The 23,274-nt window shown below is 58.2% G+C and carries 21 protein-coding genes; 8 read left to right on the top strand and 13 right to left on the bottom strand.

The window, feature by feature from the left end; all coding sequences use genetic code 11:
* Window positions 1–256 precede the first annotated feature (256 nt).
* The gene (locus V0R60_RS03460) at window positions 257–1,921 is read left to right on the top strand and encodes a putative bifunctional diguanylate cyclase/phosphodiesterase (protein ID WP_136478720.1); all 1,665 of its coding nucleotides are present in this window, start codon (window positions 257–259) and stop codon (window positions 1,919–1,921) included.
* Window positions 1,922–2,008: 87 nt separating this feature from the next.
* Here V0R60_RS03460 and V0R60_RS03455 read toward each other — a convergent pair whose 3' ends face one another.
* A complete protein-coding gene (locus V0R60_RS03455) occupies window positions 2,009–3,397 on the bottom strand; it encodes a NorM family multidrug efflux MATE transporter (protein ID WP_330078854.1) in 1,389 nt (462 codons plus the stop codon).
* Window positions 3,398–3,553: 156 nt separating this feature from the next.
* On the opposite strand from V0R60_RS03455, the gene V0R60_RS03450 reads away from it, so the two are divergent.
* On the top strand, window positions 3,554–4,474 hold the full coding sequence (locus V0R60_RS03450) for a LysR substrate-binding domain-containing protein (RefSeq protein WP_330078855.1): 921 nt from the start codon (window positions 3,554–3,556) through the stop codon (window positions 4,472–4,474).
* Window positions 4,475–4,519: 45 nt separating this feature from the next.
* Here V0R60_RS03450 and hglS read toward each other — a convergent pair whose 3' ends face one another.
* Together hglS and V0R60_RS03440 are read right to left on the bottom strand one after the other, a co-directional pair.
* Window positions 4,520–5,917, bottom strand: a complete 1,398-nt coding sequence (gene hglS / locus V0R60_RS03445) for a 2-oxoadipate dioxygenase/decarboxylase HglS (RefSeq protein WP_330078856.1) — start codon at window positions 5,915–5,917, stop codon at window positions 4,520–4,522.
* Between the two features lie 81 nt (window positions 5,918–5,998).
* Window positions 5,999–6,910 (bottom strand): LysR family transcriptional regulator, encoded by a 912-nt coding sequence (locus tag V0R60_RS03440; RefSeq protein ID WP_330078857.1) that lies wholly within the window; start codon window positions 6,908–6,910, stop codon window positions 5,999–6,001.
* A 135-nt stretch (window positions 6,911–7,045) separates the two neighbouring features.
* On the opposite strand from V0R60_RS03440, the gene amaB reads away from it, so the two are divergent.
* Together amaB and amaA are read left to right on the top strand one after the other, a co-directional pair.
* Entirely contained in the window at window positions 7,046–8,536 is a 1,491-nt protein-coding gene (gene amaB / locus V0R60_RS03435; RefSeq protein WP_330078858.1) for an L-piperidine-6-carboxylate dehydrogenase, read from the top strand.
* A 111-nt stretch (window positions 8,537–8,647) separates the two neighbouring features.
* Window positions 8,648–9,934, top strand: coding sequence for an L-pipecolate oxidase (amaA, locus tag V0R60_RS03430; RefSeq protein WP_330078859.1), 1,287 nt, complete (start codon window positions 8,648–8,650; stop codon window positions 9,932–9,934).
* Between the two features lie 3 nt (window positions 9,935–9,937).
* Here the strand turns inward: amaA and V0R60_RS03425 are convergent, their stop codons facing one another.
* From V0R60_RS03425 to V0R60_RS03400, 6 genes are all read right to left on the bottom strand, one after another.
* Window positions 9,938–11,368: a mechanosensitive ion channel family protein gene (locus V0R60_RS03425; protein ID WP_330078860.1), complete on the bottom strand. Its 1,431-nt coding sequence runs from the start codon at window positions 11,366–11,368 to the stop codon at window positions 9,938–9,940.
* A 68-nt stretch (window positions 11,369–11,436) separates the two neighbouring features.
* Entirely contained in the window at window positions 11,437–11,937 is a 501-nt protein-coding gene (locus tag V0R60_RS03420) for an outer membrane beta-barrel protein (RefSeq protein ID WP_136478712.1), read from the bottom strand.
* 40 nt (window positions 11,938–11,977) lie between these two features.
* Window positions 11,978–12,661 (bottom strand): DUF3313 domain-containing protein, encoded by a 684-nt coding sequence (locus tag V0R60_RS03415; RefSeq protein WP_330078861.1) that lies wholly within the window; start codon window positions 12,659–12,661, stop codon window positions 11,978–11,980.
* 134 nt (window positions 12,662–12,795) lie between these two features.
* A complete protein-coding gene (locus V0R60_RS03410) occupies window positions 12,796–13,275 on the bottom strand; it encodes a hypothetical protein (RefSeq protein WP_330078862.1) in 480 nt (159 codons plus the stop codon).
* Window positions 13,272–14,063 carry a winged helix-turn-helix domain-containing protein gene (locus V0R60_RS03405; protein WP_330078922.1) on the bottom strand — a complete coding sequence of 264 codons (792 nt, stop codon included), beginning with the start codon at window positions 14,061–14,063 and terminating at the stop codon, window positions 13,272–13,274. The genes V0R60_RS03410 and V0R60_RS03405 overlap by 4 nt, the downstream gene beginning before the upstream one ends.
* A gap of 140 nt (window positions 14,064–14,203) precedes the next feature.
* The gene (locus V0R60_RS03400; protein ID WP_330078863.1) at window positions 14,204–15,700 is read right to left on the bottom strand and encodes a YifB family Mg chelatase-like AAA ATPase; all 1,497 of its coding nucleotides are present in this window, start codon (window positions 15,698–15,700) and stop codon (window positions 14,204–14,206) included.
* 1,693 nt (window positions 15,701–17,393) lie between these two features.
* On the opposite strand from V0R60_RS03400, the gene V0R60_RS03395 reads away from it, so the two are divergent.
* A complete protein-coding gene (locus V0R60_RS03395) occupies window positions 17,394–17,696 on the top strand; it encodes a DUF6124 family protein (protein ID WP_330078864.1) in 303 nt (100 codons plus the stop codon).
* Between the two features lie 41 nt (window positions 17,697–17,737).
* On the opposite strand, the gene V0R60_RS03390 is transcribed toward V0R60_RS03395, so the two are convergent.
* Window positions 17,738–18,001: an accessory factor UbiK family protein gene (locus tag V0R60_RS03390; RefSeq protein WP_136478705.1), complete on the bottom strand. Its 264-nt coding sequence runs from the start codon at window positions 17,999–18,001 to the stop codon at window positions 17,738–17,740.
* A 372-nt stretch (window positions 18,002–18,373) separates the two neighbouring features.
* Here V0R60_RS03390 and glnK point away from each other — a divergent pair, with 372 nt between their 5' ends.
* The 3 genes from glnK (at window position 18,374) to sutA (ending at window position 20,877) form a co-directional block, all read left to right on the top strand.
* Window positions 18,374–18,712 carry a P-II family nitrogen regulator gene (gene glnK / locus V0R60_RS03385; RefSeq protein ID WP_002555808.1) on the top strand — a complete coding sequence of 113 codons (339 nt, stop codon included), beginning with the start codon at window positions 18,374–18,376 and terminating at the stop codon, window positions 18,710–18,712.
* Between the two features lie 41 nt (window positions 18,713–18,753).
* Window positions 18,754–20,076 (top strand): ammonium transporter, encoded by a 1,323-nt coding sequence (locus tag V0R60_RS03380; protein WP_330078865.1) that lies wholly within the window; start codon window positions 18,754–18,756, stop codon window positions 20,074–20,076.
* A gap of 474 nt (window positions 20,077–20,550) precedes the next feature.
* Window positions 20,551–20,877 (top strand): transcriptional regulator SutA, encoded by a 327-nt coding sequence (gene sutA, locus V0R60_RS03375; protein ID WP_136478703.1) that lies wholly within the window; start codon window positions 20,551–20,553, stop codon window positions 20,875–20,877.
* A 61-nt stretch (window positions 20,878–20,938) separates the two neighbouring features.
* Here the strand turns inward: sutA and V0R60_RS03370 are convergent, their stop codons facing one another.
* The 3 genes from V0R60_RS03370 to V0R60_RS03360 are packed head-to-tail and all read right to left on the bottom strand — an operon-like array spanning window position 20,939 to window position 23,267.
* Window positions 20,939–21,634, bottom strand: coding sequence for an HAD family hydrolase (locus V0R60_RS03370; protein WP_136478702.1), 696 nt, complete (start codon window positions 21,632–21,634; stop codon window positions 20,939–20,941).
* Window positions 21,631–22,530: a tyrosine recombinase XerC gene (gene xerC, locus V0R60_RS03365; RefSeq protein ID WP_136478701.1), complete on the bottom strand. Its 900-nt coding sequence runs from the start codon at window positions 22,528–22,530 to the stop codon at window positions 21,631–21,633. Before xerC ends, V0R60_RS03370 begins: the two co-directional genes overlap by 4 nt.
* Window positions 22,530–23,267, bottom strand: a complete 738-nt coding sequence (locus V0R60_RS03360) for a DUF484 family protein (RefSeq protein ID WP_136478700.1) — start codon at window positions 23,265–23,267, stop codon at window positions 22,530–22,532. The genes xerC and V0R60_RS03360 overlap by 1 nt, the downstream gene beginning before the upstream one ends.
* Between the last annotated feature and the right edge of the window lie 7 nt (window positions 23,268–23,274).

Below are 23,274 nucleotides of genomic sequence, written 5' to 3'. Positions count from 1 at the left end.
CGGGGTCGCCTGAAAAATAGCCGGGCATTTTAGCAGGCGTAGAGAGATTCTGCCGCGACCGTCTGACAGTGTGACGTACCACTCGATCTAAATTTGCCGCTTTTGATACTTTCCCGCAGGATGCATGGCGAAACCTGCGGGATGTCGGCAAATGGATAGGCGCGACTTTAAGTGAAAATCATTTTCACTAATGGTTTAGGATGAGCCTCTCGCTGCCCATTGTCATTTGACTGCGTCCACGTCCTAAGGAGCCAGCTTGTCTACGCCTGTCGAACCCTTGCGTTTGCTGTTGCTGGCTGATGAGCCCGAATGGGCCTCGGCCCTGCGTGATTGTCTGGCACCGCTGGCGGGTAGCGCGGTGATGTTGACCGCACCCAGCTGGGACGCGGTCGATAGTTTGTTTGCCAATGACCGCAACGCATTGGTACTGGCAACGCCGCAGCTGCAGCCTGCGCCAGGGCGCTGCATCCTGCCGATGGTGTTGTTGCTTGAGCAGGAACCGCAATCGCCACCACCGGGCGTCAGCGACTGGCTGGTGCTTGATCAGTTGGGCCCCGATATCCTGCGCCGTAGCCTTCGTCATGTACGTGAGCGTGGCGTGCTGGAAGCCACCTTGCAGCGCCTGGCCGAGCAGGACCCGTTGACCGGTATCGCCAATCGCCAGGGCTTCCAGACCCTGCTGGCCGCACGCCTGGCCGACAATGAGGGACGGGGCGTCGCCCTTGGGCATCTGGACTTGGATAACTTCCGTCGAGCCAACGACGCGCTGGGTCACCAGGCTGGCGACCGCTTGATTCTGCAGGTGGTCGGGCGTTTGAAGAGCCAGCTTGAGGCCGGTGACCAGGTGGCGCGCCTGGGCAGTGATGAATTTGCCCTGCTGATCGATACGCGACGTGAACCGCAACGTGCCGAGTGGATGGCCGAACGCATTACCGAGGCCTTGGCCGAGCCCTATTGGGTCGATGGCGAGAGCTTGCTCCTCGGCTGCAGCCTGGGTGTTGCCCATGCGCGTGCGCAGGGTGGCGCTGATCCTTTGATGTGGCACGCTCACATTGCCATGCAGCAGGCCAAAGGTACCCAGGGTTGCACCTTTCATATCTTCAACGAGCGAATAAACCGCAACGCTCGCAGCCTCGCTGATCTGGAGAGCGAGTTGCGCCGCGCCCTGCGTCGCGATGAACTGGAGTTGCACTATCAGCCTCGGCTGGACATGACCGACGGGCGCATCGTTGGCCTGGAAGCGCTGGTGCGCTGGCGGCATGCCGAGCGTGGTTTGTTGCCACCCAGTGAGTTCGTGCCGCTCGCCGAGCAGAGTGGTTTGATTGTGCCCTTGGGGTACTGGGTAATCTCACGAGCCCTGCGCGACATGCAGGCGCTGCGGGAAAAGGGCCTGGCGCCCTTGCACATGGCGGTGAACCTGTCGTTCCGCCAGTTTCAGGACAGCCAGCTGTTGGCGACGCTGAGTCGGCTGATCATCGAGCATGGCGTGGATGCGCGATGGCTGGAGTTCGAACTTACCGAGACGGCCGTGATGCGCCGTAACGATCTGGTCGAGCAAACCATGGATGCGCTTGGGCGGTTGGGCGTGCGCTTTTCTCTCGATGACTTTGGCACTGGTTTCTCATCCTTCGTCCACCTCAATAGCCTGCCGATTACCCTGCTCAAGGTCGATCGTAGTTTTGTCGGTGGCATGGAAAAGCGTGAGGAGAACCGCAAGCTGGTCCACGCCATGATCAACCTGGCGCATAACCTCAACCTCGAGGTGGTGGCCGAAGGGGTGGAAACCCCCGAGCAATTGGACCTGCTGCGCAGTTTCAACTGTGACCAGGTTCAGGGGTTTCTGATCAGCCGGCCGTTGCCAATCGATGAGCTGATGACGTTTCTACTCAGTGGCGCGGCGCAGCAATCCATCGCCTTGTAGTGGGGCAACCGTGGTCTGGGAGCAGGCGTTGCTGGCGTTGGGGCTGCTGCGCAGCCCTTCGCGGATGAATCCGCTCCTAGTGCAGTTTTACGCCGCTGATACGGCAGTTTTCAAGCTGCCAGCATTGCGCAGTAAGCGCTTCATCCGCCACTCGAACGCCAGTGTCAGGCTTATTGCCGCACAGGCCAGGCCCACTGCCAGGCCCCACCAGACGCCGACCGCACCCATCCCGAGGGTAAAGGCCAGCAGCCAGGCTGCCGGAGCGCCAATCACCCAGTAACAGAACAGTCCCACCAGGAAGGTGGTCTTGGCATCCTTGAGGCCACGAATCGAGCCCATGGCGATGGTTTGTACGCCATCGAACAGCTCGAACCAGGCCGCAACCATCAGCAGGCTTACGGCCAACTGGATAATGTCGGCGAAGGCGGGATCACCGTGATCGAGGAACAACCCCACCAACGGATCGGGCAACAGCCAGAACAGGATGGCGAACATCAGCATCATCGTCGCCCCGAAACCTATGCCGACCCGCCCGGCATGCCGCGCGCCAGGCAGATTACCCGCGCCATAGTAGAGGCCGACGCGCATGGTGACCGCATAAGACAGCCCGGCCGGGATCATGAAGGCGGTGGAAACGATCTGCAGGGCAATCTGGTGGGCTGCCAGTTCCGTGCTGCCCAGTACGCCCATGCACAGCGCGGCAAAAGCGAACAAGCCGACTTCCACCGTATAGGTTCCGCCAATGGGCAGTCCCAGGCGCCAGAGCTCACGCAGGGCTGGCCAGGAGGGGCGGCTCAGGCCAGTACGAATGGGATAAGGGGCATAGGCCGGGTGCCAGCGTATGTACAGGGCCATGGCCACGGCCATGCAGTTGGCAACGACAGCCGTGACCAGGCCGATTCCGATCAGGCCCAGCTTGGGCAAGCCGAACATGCCTTCGATCAGCGCATAGTTGAGCAGGAAGTTGGCCACCGTGCCGATCAGGCTGATGACCATTACCGGCGTCGAGCGGCCGATGGCGCTGGTGAAGCCGCGCAAGGCCATGAAGCTCAAGTAGCCGGGAAGGGCCAGAGGAAGCAGGAGCAGGAATTGAGCGGCGGCTTCGACGTTGTTCGGGCTTTGGCCCAGTAGCAACAACACCGGTTCAAGGTTCCACAGCGCTAGCGCTGCGACAATGGCCATGGCCCAAGCCAGCCACAGTCCGGCCTGAGTCAGGCGGGTAGCGCCGGGAATGTCACCGGCACCTTTGCGTATCGCCACCAGGGTACCGACGGCAGCAATCACTCCCAGGCAGAAAATCGACACGAACGAATAGCTGGCCGCACCCAGGCCACCGCCGGCCAGGGCCTGTGGGCTGATGCGGGCCATCATCAGGGTGTCGGTCAGCACCATCAGCATGTGGGCCAACTGCGAGGCGATCAGCGGACCGGCCAGGCGCAACAGAGCCTTGAGTTCATGTGTGGGTGCGACCTGCATTGAATCGTCCTTTTTTGAAGCTGATTTCGGAAAGTTTGAAATTCTCATCTTTTGTAAGGTTTTGCACAAAAGGATAAAAGCGATCATTGGCATGATTAAAACTCATGCCGGTATGATGTTGACCAACACTCAGGCAGCACCTGCAGGATTGACCACATGTCCCGTCGTTTACCGCCGTTGTATGCTTTGCGAGCCTTTGAGGCTGCTGCCAGGCACAGCTCGTTCACCCGCGCCGGGGATGAGTTATCAATCACCCAGAGCGCAGTCAGCCGACACATCCGCACATTGGAAGAGCATTTCGCCTGCCGTTTATTCGTGCGCAATGGCCGCAGCTTGCAGCTCAGTGAGGCGGCCCGCTTGCTGCTGCCCGGGGTGCGCGAAGGTTTTGCCGCGCTGGAACGTGCCTGCAATACGCTACGCAGTGAGGACGACATCTTGCGCATGAAGGCACCTTCGACGCTGACCATGCGTTGGTTGCTCGCGCGACTCAGCCGATTTCGTCATCTGCAACCGGGCAACGAGGTGCAACTGACAAGTGCTTGGATGGATGTTGATCACGTCGATTTCAACCATGAGCCATTCGATTGTGCGGTGTTGCTGGGCGACGGGCGCTTTCCTCCGGACTGGGAAGTGGTACGGCTGTTTTCTGAGCTATTGATTCCGGTGGGCGCGCCCGATCTACGGGCGGACGGCCCCTGGGACGCCAAGCGCCTGGCAGGCATCGAGTTGCTCCATCCGACACCTGACAAGCGCGACTGGCGCAGTTGGCTGGCGCGCATGGGCCTGACCGACAAGGTCTCGCTGAAGGGTGGGCAAGTGTTCGATACCCTGGAGCTGGGCATGATTGCTGCCGCGCGCGGGTATGGCGTGTCGATGGGCGATCTGCTGATGGTGGCCGAGGACGTGGCTCAGGGGCGTTTGAGCCTGCCCTGGCCAACGGCGGTAGCCAGTGGTCTGGATTATTACCTGGTGTGGCCAAAGACCCGGCCGGGGGGCGAGCGGTTGCGCCGCTTGAGTGACTTTCTGCAGGGCGAAGCCGACGCGATGGACCTGCCGAAGGTGCAGGTCCTCAGTTAATTATCGCGGCAGTTGTCGGCGCGGGCTGGCCCGGCGACGACGCCGTTACAATCCAGGCAAATCCAGCGCTCGGGCACACGCCTGCAACGAACGCTGCTGACTCTGGGCGTATAGCGCCAGCTCATCCTGTACCGATTTGCCCAATGCCTGTTCAAAGGCATCGCGATTGGCATTGCTGCCGTACTCGCTATGGGCATCGTCTCCGAGGTTGGACTGGAAGATCCCCGCAGCACTGACCGGCAGGAAGTCTTCGTACACCAGGGCTGCAAATTGCACGTGCCCGGCGTCGATCAGTCCCTGCAACGAGGTCGGGCGCTGGGCCTCGCCGCGTGCAGCCAGGCCACGTTCGGTCGGCAAGTAATGGAAGTACGCCAGGTCCTGTTCACGCATTTGCGCCAAGTCGTCCGGAAATGCCTGAAAGCTTTCCTCGAGCAAGTTCATGTAGCGCTCGGCGTTGGCTTCTGCCGGCACGCCACCCAGCGAGTCACGCGCGGCATCAAGCAGTTGGTCATACAGCTGGCGACCTTTGGGCGTCAGTGCTGCGCCGCGCTGCTCGATCTCGCCGAAACGGGCGGTATGGCTGCCGCTGGCAGCGCCCTGCTGATCGCTGAAGGCGACCTTTTCCTGCAGGGCTTTGAAACTGGTCTGGCGCAGCAGGATAGGGCAGCGACGCGGTGGTGGACCTTCGATCACGGCCTTGGGTGAAATGCCTTTGGCTGGCATGCCTGCCTGAATGGCGTCGATGTCGAGGGTTCGCGGTGTCAGGTGATTGATGTGCGGGCCTTTGAACGCCACGACATCGGCGATCAACCGGTGTTGATCGTGCAGCTGTTGATACTGCTGCGCTGTCACGGTGGCGTCCTGGTGCCAGCGGAAAGTGTGCAGGGCTTCACCTACAAAGGCGTCGGCATCACTGGCGTTCAAGCCGCCATCACGCTCGCACTGCTGAACCAGCTCCAGGGCGCGTGGAGTGAAGATCTGCCGTTTGGCGAGAATCTGCCGTGACAGTTCTCGCAGCGCTGGGTTGTCGATCAACTCCAGACGCAGCAACGAAGTGAATACCCGGAACGGACTGATGTGCAACGACTGCTCATGAACGGCCCGAAAGGCAGTTGAATGTACCGGTACGCCAGCGGAACTGAGGTCGTAGTAACCCACCGGGTGCATACCCATCACTGCGAACAGGCGGGCGATGGTGGCAAGCTCCTCGGCGGTGCCGACTCGGATTGCGCCATGACGCTCCTGGTCGAGGCGCTCGATCTCGCCGGTCAGGCGCAGGGCTTGAGCCACTTGCGGCTGCTCGGCCATGACCTGCTGGTTGACTTCGCTCACCAGCGTCAGCAGCGTGCCATAGAGCGGCACCTCTTGTTTGTACATGAGCGACATGGCGGCCGAGAACTGCGCGCGAATGCTGTCCGGGCTAACGAAATCTTGAGCGGGCATCGAAAGCTTCCTGGTGAAGTGGGCACCGCTACATGAAAGCGAGGAATGCACTACTCCCGCAAGCGAAAAAAAGTCGATCAATTATTCCGTAAATTCGTGATCTTCCGGCGCCAATTCGGCAGCGATCCATTCGACCAGTGCGCGCACTTTCGGCACCTCCGCCGCATGCTCGGCAAACGCCAGAAAATGTGAGCCATTGCTGCGCATGCTGTGCTGCCAGGGCACGACCAACTTGCCCTCAGCCAGCTCCTGCGCCACCAGATAACGCGGCACCAGGGCCACACCGCAGCCGGACTGGGCAGCACTGAGGCTCATATAGAAGGTGTCGAAGCGTGGTCCGTGGTAGCTATGGGCCGAGTGCAGGCCTTGTTCCAGGAACCACTCATGCCAAGCCTCGGGGCGCGAAGTGCTTTGCAATAGCACAAGCTCGGACAATTCGCTGGCGTCTTTGAGCGTGCGGCCCTGCACCAACTCCGGTGCGCAAACCGGCACCACTTCTTCGCCGAACAACTCCACACAGGTAGCTCCCGGCCAAGTGCCTTGGCCGAAGAAAAACACCACGTCGGCTTTACCCTGCAGCAGCGCGAAGGGTTCCATCTCGTTGCGGATATCCAGATGGATATTCGGGTGGCGTTTGCCGAAGCCTTTAAGGTGAGGAATCAACCAGCGCACGCCAAAACTCGGTTGAGTGGCTACTTTCAATACTTCGGTCTGCTGACCGTAGGAGAGGATGTAGCGGCTGGACATGTCTACCTGGGTGAGGATCTTGTTGACCTCGGCCAGGTAAAGCGCACCAGCAGGTGTCAATTGCAGGCGGCGGCGGATGCGCAGGAAAAGGTGATGGCGCAGCATCTCCTCAAGTTGGGCGACCTGTTTGCTCACCGCGCTCTGGGTCAGATGCAATTCTTCGGCTGCGCGGGTAAAGCTCAGGTGCCGGGCGGCAGCCTCGAAACACTGCAGGGCGGCCATCGATGGCACCAGACGTTTGGACATAGCAGTCTCTAAGCGGGTAGATCATTACCTGGCGGAATGATATGCAGAATAAAGGTCGTTTGTTGCGCCAGAGTGATCGGATTAATACTGATCCGGATCACTATTTCAACCACTCATCGCATGCAGGAGAAGAAAATGGTTGATGGACTGCTTGACCGCCTCGGTGTCCCGGCCACTGCCTACACCCATGGCAACCATCCCGTTCACACCCCTATCGATGGCAGCGCGATTGCCTCGGTGCACCTGGAAAGCAAAGCCCAGGTCGTGGCAAAAATCGACAAGGCTGCGCAAGCATTTCAGGCTTGGCGCAATGTTCCGGCGCCGCGTCGCGGTGAGTTGATTCGCCTGTTCGGCGAAGTACTGCGTGAAAACAAGGCTGCCCTGGGTGAATTGGTTTCGGTCGAAGCCGGCAAGATTACTCAGGAAGGTCTGGGTGAAGTGCAGGAAATGATCGACATTTGCGACTTCGCCGTGGGTCTATCGCGCCAGTTGTACGGTTTGACCATCGCCTCTGAGCGCCCTGGCCACCACATGCGTGAAACCTGGCACCCGCTTGGCGTGGTCGGTGTCATCAGCGCCTTCAACTTCCCGGTTGCCGTCTGGGCCTGGAACACGACGCTGGCGCTGGTTTGCGGTAACGCCGTGGTGTGGAAGCCTTCCGAGAAAACCCCGCTCACCGCGCTGGCTTGCCAGGCGCTGTTCGAGAAAGCCCTGAAAGCCTTTGGCGATGCGCCAGAAGGACTGAGCCAACTGATTATCGGTGATCGTGAAGCCGGTGAAGCGCTGGTCGACGATCCGCGTGTGCCGCTGGTCAGCGCCACCGGCAGTACCCGCATGGGGCGCGAAGTCGGTCCACGGATTGCCGCCCGCTTTGGTCGCAGCATCCTCGAACTGGGTGGCAACAACGCCATGATCCTGGCGCCTAGCGCAGACCTGGACCTGGCCGTGCGTGGCATCCTGTTCAGCGCCGTCGGTACGGCCGGTCAGCGTTGTACCACCCTGCGTCGTCTTATCGTGCATCGCTCGATCAAGGACGAGGTGGTTGCACGGGTGAAAGCTGCCTACGCCAAAGTGCGTATCGGTGATCCGCGCAAGGACAACCTGGTTGGGCCACTGATCGACAAGCAGTCCTTCAGCGCCATGCAGGATGCCCTGGCGCGTGCTCGCGACGAAGGCGGCCAAGTATTTGGTGGTGAGCGTCAGTTGGCAGAGCAGTATCCGAATGCGTACTACGTATCGCCAGCCATTGCCGAGATGCCGGCGCAAAGCGCCGTGGTGTGTCACGAAACCTTCGCCCCGATCCTCTACGTGCTGGCCTATGACGACTTCGAAGAGGCCCTGCGCCTGAACAACGAGGTACCGCAAGGCTTGTCCTCGTGCATTTTCACCACCGACCTGCGTGAAGCAGAGCGCTTCCAGAGCGCTTCGGGCAGCGACTGCGGTATTGCCAACGTCAACATCGGCACCAGCGGAGCGGAAATTGGGGGGGCCTTCGGCGGCGAGAAAGAAACCGGTGGCGGTCGTGAGTCGGGCTCCGATTCGTGGAAAGCCTACATGCGTCGTCAGACCAATACCGTGAACTACTCGCGTGAGCTGCCATTGGCGCAGGGGATCGTGTTCGACTGATCCGGTTGTTCGCGGGTCCAGCCCGCTTCTACAAGTCTCAATGATACTGTGGGAGCAAGTTGGCCCCGCGACAAGCGCTCCACCGAACAATAATAATCAAGGAAGCCGGCCATGCCAGAGCTGCGTCAACACTGTTTGTGGGAACACGTAACCACGCTCGCTGCGCCGGTCGATAAGCTGGCCACCGAACTCAAGGCCGACGTCTGCGTCATTGGCGGTGGCATTACCGGTCTTAGCGCCGCGCTGCACCTGCTTGAAGCTGGCAAGTCGGTGATCCTGCTGGAAGCCTGGAAGATCGGCCACGGCGGTTCGGGTCGCAACGTCGGTCTGGTCAATGCCGGTACCTGGATTCGTCCCGATGACGTTGAAGCTACGCTTGGCCAACAGCAAGGCAGTCGCCTGAACAAGGTCCTCGGCGAGGCACCTGCTGAAGTTTTCGCCACTATCGAACGCTTGGGCATCGACTGCCAGGCACACAATACTGGCACCCTGCATATGGCGCATAACGCCACCGGAGTAGCCGACTTGCAGGCGCGTCATCAGCAGTGGAGCCGTCGCGGAGCCGACGTCGAATTGCTTACTGGCGCAGCGTGTGAGGAATACTGCGGTACCGACAAGATTTCCGCCGCGCTGCTCGACCGCCGCGCTGGCACCATCAACCCCATGGCCTACACCCAAGGCCTGGCGGCAGCCGTCAGCCGCCTGGGTGGGCAGATTTTCCAGCAGTCCGCTGTCGAGGGACTGGAGCGCGAAAACCGCGGCTGGCGAGTGAAAACTGCCAATGGCGCGGTCAGCGCCGACAAAGTGGTTATCTCCACCGGCGCGTACACCGAAGGCGATTGGACCACGCTGCAGAAGCACTTTTTCCGGGGCTACTACTACCAGGTCGCCTCGGCGCCGCTGCAATGCGCTGCGGCTGATAACGTGCTCAAGCACGGGCAAGGCTCCTGGGACACTCGCACCGTGCTGAGCAGCATTCGTCGTGATGATGAAGGCCGGCTGCTACTCGGTAGCCTGGGTCGGGTCGACAATAAGCCAAGCTGGTTCATTCGCAGCTGGGCCGACCGTATCCAGAATCACTACTTCCCGCAGTTGGGCAAAGTCGAGTGGGAAATGCACTGGACCGGCTGCATCGACTTCACCCCTGATCACTTGATGCGCCTGTTCGAGCCGGCCCCGGGCCTGGTCGCGGTCACCGGCTACAACGGCCGGGGCAACACCACCGGAACGGTGATCGGCAAGGCCTTTGCGCAGTTCCTCCTACAAGACAACCCGGATACCCTGCCTGTTCCGTTTTCGCCAATGAAGCCGGTTTCAGCGCCGGCTCTGCGCACCGGCTTCTACGAGACCGGATTTTCGCTGTATCACGCCGGGCAGTGTTTGCGCGTGGTGTTGTAACGGCTACTTGTGCAGCCAGCTGAGAAAGCCGCCTTTCTTGATGGCTGCCGGCTTTTGTTCCAGCAGCGACTGCCGCGTTTGCTGACGGATACGTTGGAGCTTGATCAGCGCTGTCTTGACTTCGCCCCGTTGCTCAAGACAGCTGCGCACTTCGTCTTTGTCGATGCGGTACAGAAGACAACTGGACAAGGTGCGAAACTCAGCCGTTGAGTCTTCAGCCTCAAGCAGGTTCTCAACCCCCAGGATCTCGCCCGGCCCCATGCGTCCGGCCTCGATCAGCTTGTCACCGTCCCGCACCACCACCGACACCACGCCAGTGCCTATCACCAGCAGATAGTCCGAGTTATCACCCACGCCCAGGATCACCTGATCGGCCAGGTACTCGACTGACGTCATGCGCTGGCTGAGGTTGTCTTTTTCCTCGCTGCTCAGTGAGCGGAAAATGCGTACGTCTTCCAACAGGGCACGTTGGCGGGTCCAGGTCTGGGATGGCAGGCTGTCGGTATTCCACACCACGCCGGTTGCTTCGAGGTGGCGATGAGCGAGGTCAAACAGGTGATTGCGTGTATCGGTTTTCTGGCTCATTGAACTGACAAAACCGCTGGCTTCGTATTCGACCGATTCCAGCGTGGAGCTCTTAATGGTGACCTTGGGTGGCGGCGTGCTCAGCAGCGTACGCGTACCTTGCAGGGCTTTCTCCAGCGCATCGAACACGCGCCTGGGACGGACTCTCGCCGGAATCACCACGCTGATCGACACGCCGTGTACATCGTTCGGCTGACTGAAATTGAGCAGTTTGGCCTTGGCCGCTACCGAGTTGGGAATTACCGCCAGGCTGCCGTTGCCGGTCAGCAGGCGGGTGGCGCGCCAGTCGATATCGATGACCTTGCCTTCAGTGCCGTCGATGCTGACCGAGTCACCTATCTGATAAGGGCGGGTGGTGTTGAGGACAATCCCGGAGAACACATCGCTCAGGGTGCTTTGCAGCGCCAGGCCAATGACAATCGCCATCACCCCCGAGGTCGCCAGCAGCCCCTTTACCGGTAGCTGCAACACGTAAGCGGCTGCGGCGACAATAGCCACTAAAAAGATCACCGCACCGAGTACGTCTTGCAGCAGGCGGCCGGTATGGCTACTGCGCGCTACCAAAATCACGCCGATCACAACGGTCATGGTCCGCGCTGCGAATAGCCACCAACCAATGCCCAGGACAGTTGCCAACAGATTGCGGGCTACATCGTCGGTCCAAGGCGCTGGCTGCAACGGGCTTACCCCGGAACTGATCAACACCCAGGTAAACAACAGGAACACACCCAGGCGCAGGCCGATACGCAAGGCGCGCCGCTTGAGCGGGGTCACTTGCCAGAGCAGAATATCGAGTGCGATCAGAACGATACCGATCAGCAATGGGTAACTCTGGATAAGAGCGAACATACCGATCTCGCGGCGGTGGGGTGTTGCTAGTAAAGAGCAGGTTTGCGGCAATTACTACTGGTGGGTACCTAGAACATGAAGTAGACACTGGCGCTGGTCTGGTCCAGATCGATATCACCCACCTTGAGCACTTCTTGCTCCAGGCGAACGCCAATGTTGCGCAACACATCGACCTCGACGCCAAGGCCGTAGGTCATGTCCAAATCACTGCTGTCGCCGGCGACGTCTTTGTCCGCATCCCAGGCGTGGACGCCGGCGCTGGCGAACAGGCGTATGCGTTGACCTATGGGAAAGCCGAGATGCGCGGTGGCTTGCAGCGAGTGGCCTTCGAAGTCCGCGTACTCACCATCGAATTTGCCCAGGTCTACCCAGGCACCTTCGAGCGCCAGGTATGGGTTCAGCCGGTAGCCTACAAAGGCCTTATAGGCGTTGTCGTCATCGCTCAATTGATGCTCGTCGGTGTCAACCTTGGTGAGGCCGCCGCCCAGATAAAGGCCACGGTCATCCGCCATGACGCCGACAGAGCTGAATACGACCAAAGCGGCTACAAACTGTTTTGCGAATTTCATTGTTCATCCAATGTGGGTTGGTTAATGGGAAGGGGGTCTATCAAACCGAGCCCTTGGGCTGGAATTCTCTGTCCAGCCGTTCGCGAATCAACCGCGCAGCGGTATCCATGGCGGGATAGATGTCTTCGACGACAGGCCCTTTGTCTTGCCCGATATTGCGACCGCTGGCCCGGTCTACGGCGCGGCCAAGGGTTACACCGGTCAGGCTGTCGCTGACTTCGCTCTGGAAGAACAAGTAAAGCGTCTCGTCACGCACTCCCGTGGCGTGCAGGGAAAGCCCGACCAACATACCGATGGGAATGTATTCGGTGACATTCGGATCACGCGGGGCGCGTTCGATGTCGGCAATCGAAACTTGAAGCGCGAGTGCCCCATGGGTTGGCTTGTCTACTACGCGATAACCCGCAGCAGTCAGCTGCTTTTCCAGTTGCGCGCGAAAGTGCGAGCGAAGCTTGTTTGCGTCGCCATCAAAGTTGGCAAGTCTGGGATCGGTAGTGTCGAAGGAAATGGTTTTTGGCAAATTGATGAATATTGTCTTGTCATAATCCTTCGACAAGGACGCGGAGGATTTCTTCCAAGCAAGGCTACTGTCATCGTGCTCGATAACAGTGAGGGAAGTACTTGCTTGTTGCTCGGGCGTTATGGCGGTGTCGATGGTGGGGGCCATCGAGCAACCAAATAGACTCATCGAGAGCAAAAGCAGGATTAATGTTCTGAATGGCATGGAGGATTCCTGTTAGCGCCACCCTGATGTGACTGGCGCATCGCACTCTGAAGCTGGAGTGGAAAAAGCAGGAATCAAAAATCGTTATTTATGGCCTGTAGGGCGCGCCCGACTGGACGCGGCGGTCCCCGCGGTCAGTCGTTCATGCACCTCAAACGGTCGAGCTCAAGCATGTAGTAGCAAAGCGTATCGCCACCTGACGGAATGACCGCCAGGTTGAGAATTGAGCCTAACCTGAAGTACTGGCGAGCAAACAGCAATTCCGAATTGCGGCGCACGTCGAACAGCTCTTCATGGCTGCTGGCCTGCAGGTCTTCAACCTTGATCTTCAATCGCCAGCGAGAGACATCGACAAACGACGTACCGACGGCTACGTGTCGTTCCTTGTCGCCTAATCGTTCAAGCACGCTGATAACCGCGCTCGGTTCGCTTATGGTCAACCCCTCCTTGGAGTCCAGAACATCCTGAGCCATGAAGTTATGCCCTTCGGTTCGATAAGGCTGGCTGTTCTTGAACGGGCGGGGAAGCTCAATGAAAAGCGCCGCCAGGCTCGCAGACATCACAATTGCGATGACAAGCCAGTGGGGCCATGCAGTTCGAATATTTTTCATCATTCAGCGGCCACACATTTTTTTAGCATGCTGGCGAGGGACTCATCACGCAACTGGAACTCAGCGTTGTAAGTAAGCCCCGTTGCCCTGATGCACGATATATTAAAGCGCGGGCCGGTTCGGCTTATAAACGCTTGACCTTTCATTCCTTGCGTTGGCAAGTCTAGTTCTGCAATATAAGATTTAAGTTTTTCGACTTCATGCTTGTTTTTACCGACCGCCGAAATTGAAAGTTCGCCCTGCTTTATATTGACTACCTGCAGCCCATTAACCGGTTCATACCAGGCATATATCCGCCATACAGCGAACACTGCCAATACTGCCGCAGCCAGGTAACCCAGTTGGACTGCTCTGCCAATTCCTCGCTTACGACTGGGCGCTGGCGGGGACGGCTCGCTGCTTGAAGGGCCTTGTTCCAGGTCTTCTTGCTCAGGCGCTGCTGATGCCTCGGGTCCGTTGATCAGGTAGTCGCTGTTGAAGCGATAGCCTCGGCGCGGCACGGTGATCAGGATCTCGTGATCCTTGCTGTCGCCGAGGATATTCCTGAGCATGAATATCGACTGGTTGAGGCTGCCGGTGGAGACGATACGATCATCCCAGGCGAACTCTTGAATGGCTTCGCGTGAGCAGGTTGTGCCAGGGCTCATCAGCAAAAGTTCGAGTATGCGCGAATCTGCTCGCGCCAGTGATACTTCCTCGGTGGTGCCGGGTGATTTCTCGATAATTATCTTGCAGTGTTCGGAATTAAACTCCACAAGAGCGCTGTTTTTCAGTCGAAAATGGTAGATCATCAAGCATTACGCGTGCCGTGAAATGTGTGGCTATTATAGGCCTGCGCATCGGTGTGGCAAGTCGACGGGCAGCACTTGCCATTGTCTTAGTGCATAAATAAAATAGTGCACTATATATATTTCAAGTTTGAAATAATTGCTCAGGCTGCTGTAGTCGGTCGGTACTGCAAGGCTTCGGCGAGATGGTTTCTATCTATGTGCTTGGCATGCTCCAGATCGGCCAGCGTGCGAGCCACCTTCAGCAACCGATGCGCCGCTCGCAACGATAACGTCAGCCGCTCGCAGGCGCTTTCCAACCAATGCTGGTCGGCTGTGGATAACTCACAGTGCTTGCGCAAGCCTGGCAGGTCGAGAAAAGCGTTGGCGCAACCTTGGCGTCGCTGCTGAAGCTCGCGCGCAGCTGCGACCTGTGCCGCAATACAGGCACTGCTCTGGCCGTTGCTGGCAACCGGGGACAGGGCGGTGGCTTCGCGGGCGACGGTCAGATGCAGGTCGATGCGATCAAGCAGGGGACCGGAAAGCTTGTTGCGGTAGCGCTGAATCTGATCACTGCTGCAACGACAGCGCCCGGTAGGGTCGCCGAGATATCCACAGGGGCAGGGGTTCATTGCTGCGACCAGTTGGAAGCGTGCCGGAAAGCGGATCTTGTCTTTGGCGCGGGCGATAACAATCTCGCCGGACTCCAGTGGTTCACGCAGCACCTCAAGCACCCTTCGTTCAAATTCAGGCAGTTCATCAAGAAACAGCACTCCGTGGTGAGCAAGTGTGATTTCACCCGGTTGCGGACGACTGCCGCCACCCACCAGCGCAGCCCCGGACGCCGAATGATGAGGATGTCGGAAGGGCCGTTGCGGCCAGCTACTGAGCGGTACATGGCTGGCTACTGATTGAATCGCTGCCACTTCCAGCGCCTCGCGTTCATCCAGTGGCGGCAACAGGCCAGGCAAACGGCTGGCGAGCAGGGTTTTCCCGGTGCCGGGAGGGCCGCTGAAGAGTAGATTGTGAGCGCCCGCGGCAGCTACCAGCAGGGCGCGTTTTGCGGCTTGCTGGCCCTGCACCTCATTGAGATCAGGGTAGGGGCGCACTTGCAGCAGCAAACCATTGGCGGCATAAGGGGCAAGAGGCGTCTGGCCATTGAGGTGAGCTACCAGCTCCAGCAGGTGGCCGACAGCAAACACCACCAAGCCCGATGCCAGACAGGCTTCTTCGGCATTCTCTTGTGGCACTACCAGCGCCCGCCCGGCTTCCCGAGCCGCTAAGGCCGCTGGAAGAACGCCTTGCACCGGTCGTATGGCGCCCGATAGCGCAAGCTCTCCGAGGCACTCCAGATCTTCCAGGGCAGTGCCTGGAAACTGCCCGTTGGCTGCCAGAATGCCCAAAGCGATAGCCAGATCAAAACGCCCGCCGTCCTTTGGCAGATCTGCTGGCGCGAGATTGAGCGTGATGCGGCGGGCGGGAAATTCCAGTCCTGAATTAAGAATCGCGCTGCGCACGCGGTCCTTGCTTTCCTTCACCGTGGCTTCCGGCAAACCGACCAGGGTCAGCGCGGGCAAACCATTGGCAAGATGGGCTTCGACACTGACAGCCGGGGCAGACACCCCCACTTGAGCGCGACTGTGGACAAGGGCGAGGGACATGAACACTCCATGATCAATGCGGGGCCGCGTCCTGCGGCTTTGTAAGGATAGTGGAGGGATGAGGGGGAGATAAGGAATAGTAAGTCTGATTTTTTCCAGGACTGAGCCCTGACCGGATCTGTGACAAAACCGGCTACATTTTCAAACATGTCGAGATAGAGTTTGAATTGTGAAGTACACAATTTTTGCTAAATTTCCATGGGCTGATTTATTTCTGATCGCATACTACGCGCACAACACCTGCGTCGATGCTTGTGTTGCCTGATGCCTCCCGAAACGAGATAAAGGGTGTTCGCAATCCTTACTATGTAGTGTCTGTAATTTCTTTGGCTGGTGTGTTGAATGGATGGATGAATATGAGTTTAGATAATTTTCGCTATTATATTGCCTTGTCATGTGCTGTTTTAGGGCCTTCAATCTTGTACACGGGGCTGGTTGCTTGGCCTATAAGAGCGACCTATCAGCTTGAGGGTAGGCAATTACATGTTCTCTATCTGGTACTGTATGTAGTTATTGTTTTTGTGGGATTTATTTTTTACAGAAAAAGGTTGCGCGGTATAATTTAAGAAAGTGATGCTGCGTATGCTTCTATTGTGAATTTTCGGGTGGTTCTGTCTGCATTATTATTTTGACAGAATGGTAATCCACTAGCGCCTCGAAAACTAGAGTGGTTTTGCCCGCTACGGGTATGCCCGTCTGTAATTTATTGGCTCCTTTAAAAAGACACTTGTCAGAAAAATTAGCGTACTCTCGCTGTATTTCCTGTATTTATTCCCATCCGCTTATTGAACCGTCCGCAGTCACCCTAATAACTCCATCTACATAGGAGGCTGCAAAGGCGTTGAATTGGAGTTTTTTTCATTTGCCCACGTGGTGGGTGCTGATGTACTGAGTGAAGGTGGATCCAAGTGATATTACTGTATTGTAAAGAGATAATCTCTTGTGGTTCTGTATTGCCCATGTTTATGGTGTGTGGGGCTTGGACGTTTAAGGTTGTGACTCGAGCGCCTTTTAAAGCTACAGTAAATTATTTTTCGTTTATTCCAGTAGTTGATTCCCGATAAAAATACATACTGCGCTCTCATCATCATATAGAGGCGTAGCTAATAGTGGTGTGGACTTATCAACATTGTTTGTAGCTGCTTTCGAGCAGCGCGCGAGAGTGCCTGAAAGAGAATTTTTGCTCAACGTCTCGGGGCGGGCGCCGCAAAATTCAGAAGTTTCCTACAAGTGCAGCGTGTTGCGGCTGTTGGTATGTAACGTCTAGAAAGTTTGCGTATTGTCTTCACAACAATGAACAGGTGTGAGTTTCGAGGGGATGCGAGGATGGCGTCTAAAAGTAAGTCTAATTTTTACGATAATTTTTCCCTTCAAGGGTGCGTAGGTGTTTTCTGTCAGACGCTTCTGAATCATACTTTGGGCGCCGTTACTCTGTTGCGCCTGCCAAGGTGCGTGCCTACCCTGCGATGGTCGTGAATATTTTTACGACCGGATGTCGCAGTCCGAGGCATAAGTCAGAGCTCTATTTTCCAGTTGCAGGCTTCCCTGCTTGCATCACAGGTTAATGGCGGCTGTGCGTGGGGCACTTTAGGGTGCGCCGGTTCCTATGCCCGGTCTGCGAACCCGCGTACAGCTGCCACCCTATTCGTTTCGCAGCGAACGGTGGTCGCTCCATTTGCATGGGAGTTGCCCAATGAAAAAGCCTGTTCCTGATCCACCCGATTTGCCCTTTGTCGAAACTGTCGAAAGGGCGGTCGCCAGTTGTCCCGAGCATCCGCCGCTGTTCGTTGTTCGTGCAGGTGTCAGCGCCGAGGATGCGCTGGTGCATGCGTCGCTGTATCTCCGATGCGCCAGCGCCAGTGTCGCGCAGGTGCTGGAATATGCCGACGGCCTCGGGCGGGAGCATACCAGGTCGGTTCAGCATTCGCTGGAGCTGGCTCAAGCCTTGATCGATTCATTGATCGATGGGATTGAACTGCAGCGATTACCGGGCTGAGCCCGCTTTTACTGCTAGGTGCCGTATCTGCAAAAGGCAGCTTATTCGGCAGCAGTTGGATTCAGGCGTGCTTCCATTTCGGCCACTTTGGCTTCCAGCGCTTCGAGGCGAGCGCGGGTGCGGGCCAATACCACCATCTGGCTGTCGAATTCTTCCCGGCTGACCAGTTCCAGTTTACTGAAGCCGCTTTGCAGCAACGCCTTGAACTGGCTTTCAAGTTCAGCCCGAGGTTGTGAGGTGTCACCGCTGAACAGGCGCGAGGCTTGGTCGCTCAGGGCATCGAGAAAGGCTTTGGGCGCGAGCATGTTCGGCTATCCGCTGTATCCAAGTGGGGCGCTAGTGTAGCACGCAGATTTTATCAACCTTGGCCTGCACGCTTTTTGCGCATCGTGGTGAATCGCCACGCACTGTAATTGTGCAGCTAATGGGAGCTGGCGACTGGCCAATGTTGGCGGCTCGCCGCAAGTGCTTGTTATTGGAGGGGTTAACGGATTTGGCAAGGTTTCTGCTAAGACCTTAGTGACCCATGCACTGATGCAGTCAACGTGACGTAGGCGGGTGCAGGTGGAGCATCAAGCTGTTTCGGTCGACGACGCGTTACAAAGCCAGGCGCTGCGCTTAGACTTGAGTCGGGTTTGTTTTCCTGGGGCAAGTCCACCAATTCGGGAGAGAGTTTCATGAAGCTAGTCACTGCCATCATCAAGCCGTTCAAGTTGGACGACGTGCGCGAGTCGCTGTCTGAAATCGGCGTGCAGGGTATCACTGTCACTGAAGTCAAAGGCTTCGGTCGGCAGAAGGGCCACACCGAGCTGTATCGCGGGGCTGAATATGTCGTCGATTTCCTGCCCAAGGTGAAGATCGACGTCGCTATCGACGACAAGGATCTGGACCGGGTCATCGAAGCGATTACCAAGGCTGCCAACACCGGCAAGATCGGTGACGGGAAGATTTTCGTGGTCAATCTGGAGCAGGCGATCCGCATCCGTACCGGCGAAACCGATACCGACGCGATCTAAAAAAAGCCTCACCAAACCCCAACGCCCCAGGAGAAAACAATATGACTCTGCGTCAATTCGCAGGGCTAGGAGCCCTTTTGTCCCTCATAATGCCCGGCCTTGCCCTGGCAGAGGAGGCAACCCCCGTACTCAACTCCGGCGACACTGCCTGGATGTTGACTGCTACAGCCTTGGTGCTGTTCATGACCATCCCTGGTCTGGCGTTGTTTTACGGCGGTATGGTGCGTTCCAAGAACGTGCTGTCGGTGATGATGCAGTGCTTTGCAATCACTGGCATGATCAGCATTCTTTGGGTGGTCTTCGGCTACAGCCTGGCATTCGATACCACGGGTATGGAAGAAGGCGTGGTCAACTTCAATTCCTTTGTCGGTGGTTTCTCCAAGGTCTTCCTGGCCGGTGTCACCCCTGACAGCCTGACGGCAATGTTCCCTGAGGCGGTGTTCATCACCTTCCAGATGACCTTCGCCATCATTACTCCAGCCCTCATCGTCGGTGCTTTCGCCGAACGCATGAAATTCTCCGCCATGCTGATTTTCATGGCTGTCTGGTTCACGCTGGTTTATGCACCCATCGCTCACATGGTTTGGGCTGGTGCGGGTGGCCTGATGTGGGATTGGGGCGTTCTGGATTTCGCTGGCGGCACTGTGGTGCATATCAACGCAGGTATCGCCGGTCTTGTGGCCTGTCTGGTGCTGGGCAAGCGTAAAGGCTTCCCGACCACGCCTATGGCTCCGCACAACCTGGGTTACACCCTGATGGGCGCGGCCATGCTGTGGATAGGTTGGTTCGGCTTCAACGCAGGCTCCGCTGCTGCCGCCAACGGCACCGCGGGTATGGCCATGCTGGTAACTCAGGTCGCAACCGCCGCTGCCGCACTGGGTTGGATGTTTGCCGAGTGGATTACCCACGGTAAACCTAGCGCCTTGGGCATTGCATCCGGTGTGGTCGCCGGTCTGGTGGCGATCACCCCGGCTGCAGGCACCGTGGGCCCAATGGGCGCCCTGGTGATCGGCTTGATGTCGGGTGTCATCTGCTTCTTCTGCGCTACCAGCCTCAAGCGCAAGCTTGGCTATGACGATTCCCTGGATGCCTTCGGAGTCCACGGCGTCGGCGGTATCGTCGGGGCAATCCTCACTGGCGTGTTCGCAGCTCCTGCACTGGGCGGATTCGGTACCGTTGAAGACATTGGTGCACAAGTCTGGATTCAAGCCAAAGGCGTCGGTTTCACCGTGATCTACACGGCCATTGTTACCTACGTGATTCTCAAAGTGCTGGATCTGGTGATGGGTCTGCGGGTTAACGAAGAAGAAGAGTCGGTCGGTCTCGACCTGGCGCAACACAATGAGCGCGGCTACAACCTGTAACGCCCTCGAAAAATCTTGCCCGGCTTGCCGGGCATTTTTTTGTCTGCACGATGTCGATTTCCGGTAACGCAAACGGTTTCCCATGACGTTTTTACGCCTGCTTTCTCGGCTGGCGCCGCACGGGGAGAAAACTTACAGAGCAGAGTGATAGTAAGACACTTTGCTTTTTCTCTGAGCACGCTAGAATGCGCGCCGAAGGGAGCAGACAAGCAGTCCGCAAACTTCGCTACCCTTTGCTAGGCTTGCCAATGAGCAGGCTGATCACGCCAGGGTAGGCCGACAATTCACTATCGGCGGCTCTTTAATTTTGTCAGGCCCTGCCAAGAGCGGGACCTGCACGGTGCACGCCAGCTTTTTTGCGCGCACTCGAGGTGGCGGCAAACCCGCGACCCTTTGAATTTTTTCTGGCGGTTGTCGACTCACGACACTGCTGGTCTATAACTAATCTGCTTTTCGCAAGTCATGAGGTAGAACATGAGCGACGACGATCTGGAAAATGACGACCTCGAAGTAGGCGACGAAGACGACGGTGATGAGGGCCTCGAAGCGGCAGCCGATGATGTGGCTGACGATGGTGGCGACGACAGCCCGGCACCTGCTGCCAAGGGCAAGTCCAAGTCGGCTGCTGTCTCGGTAGATGAAATGCCGAGCATGGAAGCCAAGCAGAAGGAGCGTGATGCCCTGGCCAAGGCCATGGAAGAGTTCCTTTCGCGTGGCGGCAAGGTGCAGGAAGTGGAAGCCAACGTGGTTGCCGATCCGCCCAAGAAGCCAGACAACAAGTACGGAAGCCGCCCTATCTGAGTGGTTCTGTCAGCAAGAAAGCCCGCCGTCGCTGCGGGCTTTTTTGTGCCGTGTGAGAAGGTTAACGCCAGCTGTTGAGCAGTTCGGGCAGTTGCGACAGGCGCTGGATTTCAGCATCAGGGCGGCTCTCAGCCTCCCAGGGTTTGCCCTGCGGGTTGAACCAGATTGCCCGCAGGCCTGCACGTTGCGCCCCGGCAATGTCGTCCCCAGGGTGATCGCCGATATGCACCGCGGCATGAGCTTCGACCTGACCTTGGCGCAGGGCTTCAAGGAAGGGCTGAGGGTCGGGCTTGCCGATGCCGATATCCTCGGCGCACAGGGCAAACTTGAAGTAGTCGGAGAGCCCCAGGCGTCGCACGTCGGCATTGCCGTTGGTAACAACGCCAAGGGTGTAATGATGACGAAGGATTTCCAGTACCGGCTGAACTTCGGGAAAAATGTCGATCTGGTGGCGAGCGTGCAAGAACACTTCAAAACCTTCGTTGGCTAGCTCACGGGCTTTGTTCTCGCTGTAGCCGACGTCTTCGAGGGCGTGAAACAGGACGCGCCGGCGCAGAGCGCTGATGCGATGCTTGAGCCCCGGTTCGGCTTGCACCAGACGTTCGCGGATAGCGTACAGATGCTCCACCGGGACTGTGCCCAGGTCTGGCGCATTGGCCGCCAGCCAGTCACGCAGGATGGCTTCGGCGCTGACAATTACCGGTGCGGTATCCCACAAGGTGTCATCCAGGTCGAAAGTGATCAGTTCGATGCTCATGAATCGCTGCCCTTACTGCGTTTTGCCCGGGGGTGGGCACTGTCATAGACGGCCGCCAAGTGCTGGAAATCAAGGTGAGTGTAGATCTGCGTGGTAGCAATGTCGGCGTGGCCGAGCATCTCCTGTACCGCACGCAGGTCTTGGGACGACTCCAGCAGATGGCTGGCGAAGGAGTGTCGCAACATGTGCGGGTGCAGGTTCTGGCCCAATTCTCGGGCTCCTGCCGCCTGTACGCGCAACTGGATCGCACGCGGACCGAGTCGACGCCCTTGCTGGCTGACGAATACCGCGCCGTCCTGCGGGCTGCTGATACCGCGCAGGGCCAGCCATTGCTCCATTGCCTCACGTGCCTTGCGGCCGACGGGCAGCACGCGAGTCTTGCTGCCCTTGCCATGCACCTGCACCAGGCCGGCAGGTAGATCCAAATGGTCAAGGTTCAGGCTGGTCAGTTCTGACAAGCGCAAGCCAGAGGAGTAGAACAGCTCCAGCATGGCGTGATCGCGGCGTGCGAGAAAGTCGTTTTCCACTGCGCCTTCGAGCAACTGCAGGGCGCGGTCGGCGTCGAGGGTTTTCGGCAAGCGCCGCTCACCCTTGGGCGCCGACAAGCCGTTGGCCGGATCATGGCTGCACAGCCCTTCGCGATTGAGATAGCGATACAACCCGCGCACTGCCGAGAGCAAGCGAGCCAGGCTGCGGGAGGATTGTCCCTGATGATGCTGACGGGCGATCAGTTGGCGCAAGTGCTGGATTTGCAGGTCATTCCAGCTGTCGATCCCAGTTTTGCCGCAAAACGCCAAAACGCTTTCCAGGTCGCGGCGATAAGCCAGCTGGGTGTGCTCGGACACCTGACGTTCATTGCGCAGGTGCGCACTGAAGGCCTGCAGCTGACGTTCCATCAACGTACCGGGCGTAGGGTCTGGGTAAAACGCGGGACGACACGGCCAAGCACTTCGGCGATGTAGCTGAGGAACAGGGTGCCTACTGTGCTTTTGTAGTGCTGCGGATCACGGCTGGCGATGGCCAGCACGCCATGCAGGCCTTGATGGTTGAGGGTCGCCACCGCCGTGGAGCCGACTTCTTTGCGTTGGTCTTCGCCAAACAGAAAGTCCAACTCGTGGTCACGCAAGTTGCCACTGACTGTCTTGCCGCTGCACAACAGGCCGCCGATGGCTTGCTGGGCGTCGGCACTGTTGACCCAGCGGCCGACAGGGGCTGCGCTTTCGCCGAAAAGAATCAGGCTGACGAAGGGTACTTTGAATTCCTGGCGCAGGCTGTCTTCGACTGCCATGACCACGGTTTCCAGGCTGTCGGCATCGAGCAGATCGAGAATCAGTCGACGGGTCTTGTCGAACAACCGGTCGTTGTCTCGGGCTACGTCCATCAACTGCGAGAGGCGATGGCGCATTTCTATATTGCGGTCGCGCAGCAGCTTGAGCTGACGCTCCACCAGCGAAACGCTGTCGCCGCGCTGATGGGGAATGTTCAGTTCGCAGAGCAGATCGTCGTGTTCCGCGAAGAACGTCGGGTTGTCACGCAGGTACGCAACCACGGCATCAGCCCCGAAGGCGGGCGTCGAGCCCTCGGCGCTAAGGTCGGTGGGCTGTTCGGCGGGAGCCTGGGGCTGATCGGTCATGGTTGGC

The organism is Pseudomonas auratipiscis, from assembly GCF_036324085.1.
Taxonomy (GTDB): domain Bacteria; phylum Pseudomonadota; class Gammaproteobacteria; order Pseudomonadales; family Pseudomonadaceae; genus Aquipseudomonas; species Aquipseudomonas auratipiscis.
The sequence above is the reverse complement of the archived record's forward strand: the minus strand, read 5'-3'. Positions and strand labels throughout refer to the sequence as shown.